The organism is Promicromonospora sp. NPDC060204 (assembly GCF_042728455.1).
Taxonomy (GTDB): Bacteria; Actinomycetota; Actinomycetes; order Actinomycetales; family Cellulomonadaceae; genus Promicromonospora.
In genome coordinates, this window is record NZ_JBHWZO010000294.1 from 1 (window position 1) to 7,235 (window position 7,235).

Annotated in this window: 7 protein-coding genes and 1 riboswitch; of the genes, 4 read left to right on the top strand and 3 right to left on the bottom strand. The window is 70.4% G+C overall.

Annotated features, from left to right (window positions below; translation table 11 throughout):
- Window positions 1–41: 41 nt before the first annotated feature.
- The 3 genes from ACFWEJ_RS25225 to ACFWEJ_RS25235 form a co-directional block, all read right to left on the bottom strand.
- Window positions 42–1,022, bottom strand: a complete 981-nt coding sequence (locus tag ACFWEJ_RS25225) for a universal stress protein (protein ID WP_377231921.1) — start codon at window positions 1,020–1,022, stop codon at window positions 42–44.
- A gap of 162 nt (window positions 1,023–1,184) precedes the next feature.
- Window positions 1,185–1,829, bottom strand: coding sequence for a C40 family peptidase (locus tag ACFWEJ_RS25230; RefSeq protein WP_377231922.1), 645 nt, complete (start codon window positions 1,827–1,829; stop codon window positions 1,185–1,187).
- Window positions 1,830–1,981: 152 nt separating this feature from the next.
- Window positions 1,982–2,174, bottom strand: a riboswitch (cyclic di-AMP (ydaO/yuaA leader).
- A 152-nt stretch (window positions 2,175–2,326) separates the two neighbouring features.
- Window positions 2,327–3,043, bottom strand: coding sequence for a metal-dependent transcriptional regulator (locus ACFWEJ_RS25235; RefSeq protein WP_036964626.1), 717 nt, complete (start codon window positions 3,041–3,043; stop codon window positions 2,327–2,329).
- A gap of 82 nt (window positions 3,044–3,125) precedes the next feature.
- Between ACFWEJ_RS25235 and serC the strand changes: the two genes are divergently transcribed.
- The 4 genes from serC (at window position 3,126) to ACFWEJ_RS25255 (ending at window position 7,120) form a co-directional block, all read left to right on the top strand.
- Window positions 3,126–4,235, top strand: coding sequence for a phosphoserine transaminase (gene serC, locus ACFWEJ_RS25240; RefSeq protein ID WP_377231923.1), 1,110 nt, complete (start codon window positions 3,126–3,128; stop codon window positions 4,233–4,235).
- 119 nt (window positions 4,236–4,354) lie between these two features.
- Window positions 4,355–5,206: an MHYT domain-containing protein gene (locus ACFWEJ_RS25245; RefSeq protein ID WP_377231924.1), complete on the top strand. Its 852-nt coding sequence runs from the start codon at window positions 4,355–4,357 to the stop codon at window positions 5,204–5,206.
- 238 nt (window positions 5,207–5,444) lie between these two features.
- A complete protein-coding gene (locus ACFWEJ_RS25250) occupies window positions 5,445–5,816 on the top strand; it encodes a MarR family winged helix-turn-helix transcriptional regulator (RefSeq protein ID WP_377231925.1) in 372 nt (123 codons plus the stop codon).
- A complete protein-coding gene (locus tag ACFWEJ_RS25255; protein ID WP_377231926.1) occupies window positions 5,813–7,120 on the top strand; it encodes an MFS transporter in 1,308 nt (435 codons plus the stop codon). The genes ACFWEJ_RS25250 and ACFWEJ_RS25255 overlap by 4 nt, the downstream gene beginning before the upstream one ends.
- Window positions 7,121–7,235: the final 115 nt, after the last annotated feature.

Consider the following 7,235-nt stretch of genomic DNA (forward strand, 5'->3'; position numbering starts at 1 on the left):
GGTCACCCGGGTGACCTGAGGGTCTGACACGTCGTGCTGGGTTACTCCGGGCAGTGCTTGTTCACCACGAGCACCGGGCACGCCGCGTGGTGCAGCACGGCCTGGCTGGTCGAGCCCAGCAGCAGCCCGCGGAAGCCGCCGCGACCGCGTGAGCCCACGACCACGAGGTCCGACGCCGTCGAGAACTCCGTCAGCAGCTCGGCGCCCGTGCCGTCGAGCACGATCCGCCGGATCCGCAGGCCCGGGTTCAGGGCCTCGTACCGGTCGATCAGCACGTCCATGCCGGCACCGATGTCGGCCAGCACCTGCTCCCGGTCGATCGAGGACGGCAGCCACGCCAGCATCCCGGCGTTCCCCACGGGCACGCCCGTGACGGCGGTCAGCTCCGCACCCCACGCGTTGGCCTGCACGATCGCGTGCTGCAGCGCCCGCTCGGCCTGCGGCGACCCGTCCACGCCGACGACGATCCGGCGCACCTCCCGGATCTCGGCGACCCCGCCCGCCTCGGCGTCCGACGCGGCCGGCGCAGCGGCCGGCTCGTCCGACTCGAGGTCCGGCGGCGTCCAGGAGACGCCGCGGTTGGTCTCGGCGCGCAGCGGCACCACCACCACCGGGCACTTCGCGTGTGCGGGGAGCGCGGACGACACCGTGCCCAGCAGCCGCTCCGTGAACCCGCCCCGGCCCCGGGTCCCGACCACGGCGAGCCCGTAGTCGGCGGACAGCTCCACGAGCACGCCCGCGGCGTCACCGGTCGCGACCTCCGTCGTGGCGCGGACCCCGGCGTCGGCCACGCGGTTCTCCGCCTCGACCAGGACCGCCTTGGCGCCCTCCTGGATCGTCGTGTCGTCCAGCGCGGCGTACCCGCCGTCGAGCGACGCGGCGGTGAACGACGGCAGGGAGTAGCTGCACACGATGTGCAGCGCCCAGCCCACGCGGTGCGCGTAGGCGGTAGCCCAGTCCAGCGCGTGCAGACTCGCGGCCGATCCGTCCACCCCGACCAGTACGACCTCGGATCGTGTCATCGCCAGTCCTTTCCTCAGCAGTGCATCTTTGCCCTCCAACGCTACCGGCGGGGCGCCGGTCGTGGGTGTCCGGAGGCAAAAAGACGGCAGAAAGATGGCAAAGCAGAGCGCCCGCCCGAATTTCCCGGACAGGCGCTCTGCTGCGGTACTGCGTGGCTGCGGTCAGCCCAGGCGGATGAACGTGGGGTTCGACTGCCAGATGGTGCGGAAGTCGACCACGGTGCCCGGCTTGGACGCGTCGATCATGGTGTTGCCACCGGCGTAGATCGAGACGTGCCCGGGGGTCCACATCAGGTCGCCCGGCTGGGCCTGCGACGCCGGCACCTGGGTGCCGTAGCCGGCCTGCGCCGACGAGGAGTGCGGCAGCGAGATACCGAGCTGCGCGAAGACGTACGAAGTAAAGCCCGAGCAGTCGAAACCACTCGGGCTGGAGCCGCCGGAGACGTACGGGACACCGATGTAGCGGCTGGCGATGGAGATCACGGAGTTGCCGATCGCCGACGCCGGGATGTCGACGGACGAGGAGGCGGTCGACACGGCGCTGGCCGCGGCCTCTGCCGCCTCGGCGGCGGCCGCCTCAGCGGCCTCCTCGGCTTCCTGGGCGGCCAGCTCGGCCTGGTAGTCCTCGTTGTCGGCGGCCGAGACCACCGAGACGGCGGACTTCTCGACGCTCAGCTCGGCGTCGGGCGCGACGGTCACGACAGGTGCGTTCGACAGGGACTCGCGGGCCTGGGACGTCAGCGCGTTGAGGTCCACCGAGTTCATCTTGGCGTGGCCGGTCTCCATCGGAGCGGCCTGCGCTGCCATCGCGCCACCGAAAGTGGAGACCAGGAGCGCGCCACCTGCGGCGGCAACCGCGGTACGACGACCAACGGCGGCGTTCTGAGCAAGCTCGGTGAGCGGAGTCACGGGGCGTCGCGCAGCACGATGGCGTGCGCGGGTGGTACGTGCGGTCACGTAGTACCTCTCCTTGTACGCCTTCGAGGTCAGCTGTCGGGTTCGGGTGGGAGAAATCACCCGGCCGTGCATTCCCGAAGGATTACCCGGCTTCACCCCTAGGACGCACCCTGGCGCCCAACGGTGGGTCCCCCGCCTCTGTCATGCGGTCGTCTTGGGGCCCCGGCCGGTGACAGAGTTCGGCGTCCGTCCGGAGACTCCCTCGGAATAAACTCCGCGGGAGCGGTCCGAACGTACCCGACCTCACCCCCGATGTCACGTTCCGGCAACGAATGTCATGGCGTGTCGGGAACGTGGCCTCACCTTTCCGACAAAGCGGAAGGTTTGGGACACCCTCGGGGTGCGGTTCAGGCGGTCGCGACGAAGAGGTGGCGCGCCAGGTCCTCGCCGAGCTCCAGCGCGGTCCCGGCGCCGTCGACGGTCACCGTGTAGGTCCCGTCGCTGAGCTCGGCCGTGATCCGCGAGCCGGGCACGAGGCCGGCGTCGGACAGGCGGGCCAGGAGCTCGACGTCCGTCTGCAGCGGCTCCGCGATCCGCGTGAGGGACGCCGCGAGCGGCTCGCCCTTCACGCCCTTCTTCGCCGCCGCCTCGAACGCGGAGGGCAGCGAGATGACCCCGGCCAGGAACGGCACGTCGGTGTAGGCCTCGCCGAGCTCCGACAGGCCGGGGATCGGGTTGCCGTACGGGTCGTGGTGCGGGTGGTCGAGCAGGCCGACGAGGCGCTTCTCCACGAGGTCGCTCATCACGTGCTCCCAGCGGCAGGCCTCGACGTGCACGTGCTCCCAGTCGAGCTTGATCACGTCGGTCAGCAGGCGCTCCGCGAGGCGGTGCTTGCGCATCACGCGCATCGCCTTGTCGTGCCCGAGCTCGGTGAGCTCCAGGTGGCGGTCCCCGGTCACGATCACGAGTCCGTCGCGCTCCATGCGCGCGACCGTCTGCGACACCGTCGGTCCGGAGTGCCCCAGGCGCTCCGCGATGCGCGCGCGCAGAGGGGTGATGCCCTCCTCGTCGAGCTCGTAGATCGTCTTGAGGTACATCTCGGTGGTGTCGATCAGATCCGTCACGTCAGCTCCCGTCATGCACGCAGCCGTCCAGTCGCCCTGGGCTCGGCGCCCCGGGCGTCGGCCCAGGTTCTAGTCTAGTTCTGTGCCACTGACAATCCCGACACACCTGCTGCCCACCGACGGCCGTTTCGGCTCAGGCCCCTCCAAGGTGCGCCCGGGACAGGTAGATCATCTCGTGGCGAACGCCCACGTGCTCGGTACCTCGCATCGCCAGGCGCCCGTCAAGGACGTGGTCCGCCGCATTCGCGAGGGTGTCACGGAGCTGCTCGGCGCGCCCGACGGGTACGAGGTCGCGCTCGGCAACGGCGGCTCCACCGCCTTCTGGGACGTCGCCACGCTGTGCCTCGTGGAACGCAAGGCGCAGCACGCGTCCTTCGGCGAGTTCGGCGCCAAGTTCGCCACCGCCACGTCGCGGGCGCCCTTCCTCGAGCCGTCCCAGGTGATCGAGGCGGAGCCGGGCACGGTCGCCTACCTGGAGGCCGCCGACGACGTCGACACCTACGCCACCCCGCACAACGAGACCTCCACCGGGGCCATGGCCCCGGTGCTGCGCCCGTCCGGGCCGGACGGCGCCGTCGTGCTCACCGACGGGACGTCCGGGGCCGGCGCGCTGCCGGTCGACCTGCGCCAGACCGATGCCTACTACTTCGCCCCGCAGAAGGTGTTCGCCGCCGACGGCGGCCTGTGGCTGGCGGTCCTCTCCCCCGCGGCCGTCGAGCGCGCGGCGCGGATCGAGGCCTCGGGCCGCTGGGTGCCGGAGTTCCTGTCCCTCACCACCGCGATCCAGAACTCGCGCCTGGACCAGACCCTGAACACGCCGGCCATCGCGACGCTGCTGCTCCTGGCCGACCAGGTGGAGTGGCTCCTGGAGCAGGGCGGCCTGAAGTGGTCGGCGGAGCGGTGCGCGACGTCGGCCGAGACCCTCTACTCCTGGGCCGACGCCCGCCCGTGGGCGACGCCGTTCGTGCGGCGCCCGGAGGAGCGGTCCACGGTGGTCGGCACCATCGACCTGACCGACGAGATCGACGCCGGACGGGTACTCTCCGAGCTACGCGCCAACGGCGTCCAGGACGTGTTCGCCTACCGGAAGCTCGGGCGCAACCAGCTCCGCGTCGGCATGTACCCCGCCGTCGAGCCCGACGACGTCGCCGCGCTCACCGCGTGCATCGACTATCTCGTCGAACGCTTCTGACCAGCCTGATCACGTCCGCAATACCCCTTCGACGGGGAGTTCTGCCTATTGTCCGGTACACAGGGACTCTGTAACGTTTCCGCAACAGAGGGAACCATTCTGAGGGGCTGTTCAACAAGATGCCAGTGATCGACCACTTCACCTTCGGGATCGTGACGCCCATCCTGGCGTACGCGATCTCGTGCACCGGCGCAGCGACGGGCCTTGCGTGCACGTCCAGAGCCCGAGCGGCTTCGGGCGGCGCACGTGCGGCGTGGCTCGTCTTCGGCGCCATCGCCCTCGGCGGTACCGGGATCTGGGTGATGCACTTCGTCGCCATGCTCGGTTTCTCCGCCTCGGGCGTGACCATCCGGTACAACATCCCCGAGACCCTCCTCAGCGCGGCGATCGCGATCGTCGTGGTCGGCGCCGGCCTGTTCATCACCGAGCTGGGCAAGCGCAAGCTGCCGGCGATGCTCGTCGGCGGCGCGCTCGCCGGCTCCGGCGTCGCGGCCATGCACTACATGGGCATGGAAGCGATGGAGATGTCCGCGCAGGTCGTCTACAACCCGGTCTACGTCATCACGTCGGTCGCCATCGCGATCGTCGCGGCGACCGCGGCGCTGTGGTGCACGGTCCACATCCGCGGCATGCTCGCGACCATCGTGGCCACCCTGGTGATGGGGATCGCGGTGACCGGCATGCACTACACGGGCATGGCCGGCGTCTCCGTCGTCAACCCCGTCGACACCGTCCCCGCCGGCGCGTCGACGATGCAGCTGCTCGTGCCGCTCGTGATGGCGGTCAGCGTGGTCACGTTCCTCCTCATCCTCGGGATCGGCCTGTGGCCCACCGAGGACGAGCTGCGCACGCAGGCCGAGTTCGAGAACCGGCTCAAGGCGCACAGCGAGCAGGGGCAGCGGTTCGAGAGCGTGCAGCAGGAGCTCCAGCCGAGCGTCGCTCAGTTCGCGCAGTCGAACCGCGCGCGCTGACCCTCGGCCGTTCCGGCCTCGGAGCGCCCGCCCCCGCACAGGGTCGGGCGCTTCGTCGTTCCCAGGGCCGTGTGCTTTCCGCCGCCAGGCAGCGCCGTCGGACGCCGGTGGTGTGACCGCACCCACGTACCGTTAGCAAGGCTAATGATCTAGACTGTCGTGGGTGCCGTCGAGCTCCCGCAGGTCCAGCCGAAGCCCGGCGACCGTCGGGGGCGACCTCCGTGTCGCCCTCACCCGAGTGTCCCGTCGCCTGCGCGCCGAGCGCGGCGAGGCCGACCTCCCTGAGGGGCAGTTCGGGATCCTGACGGTGCTGCACAAGCACGGCGAGATGTCCCCCGGCTCCCTTGCCGAGCACGAGCGCGTCCGGCCGCCGTCGATGACCCGAGCAGTGAACACCCTGGCTGAGCTCGGCCTCGTCGAGAAGGTCGAGCACGCGACCGACAGGCGACAGGTCGTCGTCCGCCTCACCGCGGCGGGCGAGCGCGAGGTCGCCGAGACCCGGCGTCGTCGCGACGCATGGCTCACCAAACAGCTGTCCACACTGACCGTAGAGGAGAGAGAGATCCTTGCAGGAGCCAGCGAGCTCCTGATCCGGATCGCCGCTCGATGAGCGCAACCTTCGCCAGCCTTAAATATCGTAACTATCGTCTCTGGTTCGCCAGCGCTCTCGTCGCCAACATCGGCACCTGGATGCAGCGCGTGGCGCAGGACTGGGTCGTACTGACCCTCCTGACCAACAACTCCGGCGTCGCCGTGGGCATCGTCACCGCGCTGCAGTTCATCCCGCACATCTTCCTGTCCGCGTGGGCCGGCCTGCTGGCCGACCGCGTCGACCGCCGCAAGCTCCTGATGCTCACGCAGGGCGGCATGGGCGTACTGGGCCTCGGGCTCGGTGCGCTGGTGCTGTCCGGCGCGGCCGAGCTGTGGCACGTCTACGTGTTCGCCACCCTGCTGGGTGTGGTGAGCGCCATCGACGGGCCCGTGCGGCAGACCTTCGTCGCCGAGCTCGTGCCGACCAAGCGGCTCGCGAACGCCGTCGGGCTCAACTCGACGAACTTCAACGCCGCACGCCTCATCGGTCCCGGTGTGGCAGGCCTGCTCATCGCCGCCGTCGGCACCGGTTGGGTGTTCATCATCAACGGCATCGCGTTCGGTGCCGTCATCCTGGCCCTGACCCGGATGCGCGACCTGCGGGTGCAGCCCACCGCCTCGCGCGCCAAGGGTCAGATCCGCGAGGGGCTCGCCTACATCCGCGGGCGCAGCGACATCGTGGTGATCATGGTCGTGATGGGCGTGGTCTCCACGTTCGGCCTGAACTTCCAGCTCACGTCGGCCATGATGGCGCGCGTCGAGTTCGGGCGGGGCGCCGGCGAGTACGGGATCCTCGGATCCGTGCTGGCCATCGGCTCGCTCGCGGGTGCGCTCCTGGCGGCCCGGCGGGAGCGGCCGCGCGTGCGGCTCGTGCTGGGCGCGGCGTTCGCGTTCGCGATCTCGATGGGCATCCAGGCCGTCATGCCGACGTACCTGGGCTACCTGCTCATGTGCATCCCCGTCGGCTTCGCGTCGCTCACCATGCTGACGTCGGCCAACGCGGCGATCCAGCTCTCGGTGGCGCCCGAGATGCGTGGTCGGGTCATGTCGATCTACATGATGGTGCTGCTCGGCACCACGCCGCTGGGCTCGCCCGTGGTCGGCTGGATCGGCGAGACGTTCGGCCCGCGGTATGCGGTGCTCATCGGAGCCGTGGCGACGCTGCTGGTCGCGGCGGTCGCGACCGTCTGGGCGTACCGGACGTGGCACGTGCGCGTCCGCGCGCGGCTCTCCCGCGAGCACCGCATCCCGCGCCCGTACCTCCAGGTCGACTACCCGCCCCTGGCGGACCCGACCCCGGAGCGGCAGGCCCTCGCGGCGTAGCCGACGCCGCGGATGCGGTGGCCGGTGCCGACACCGGCCGCGACACCGGCACCACCCCAAGGTGCGCTTCTACCCAGTCATTGGGCCCGGAATCACGCTGATTCCGGGCCCAATG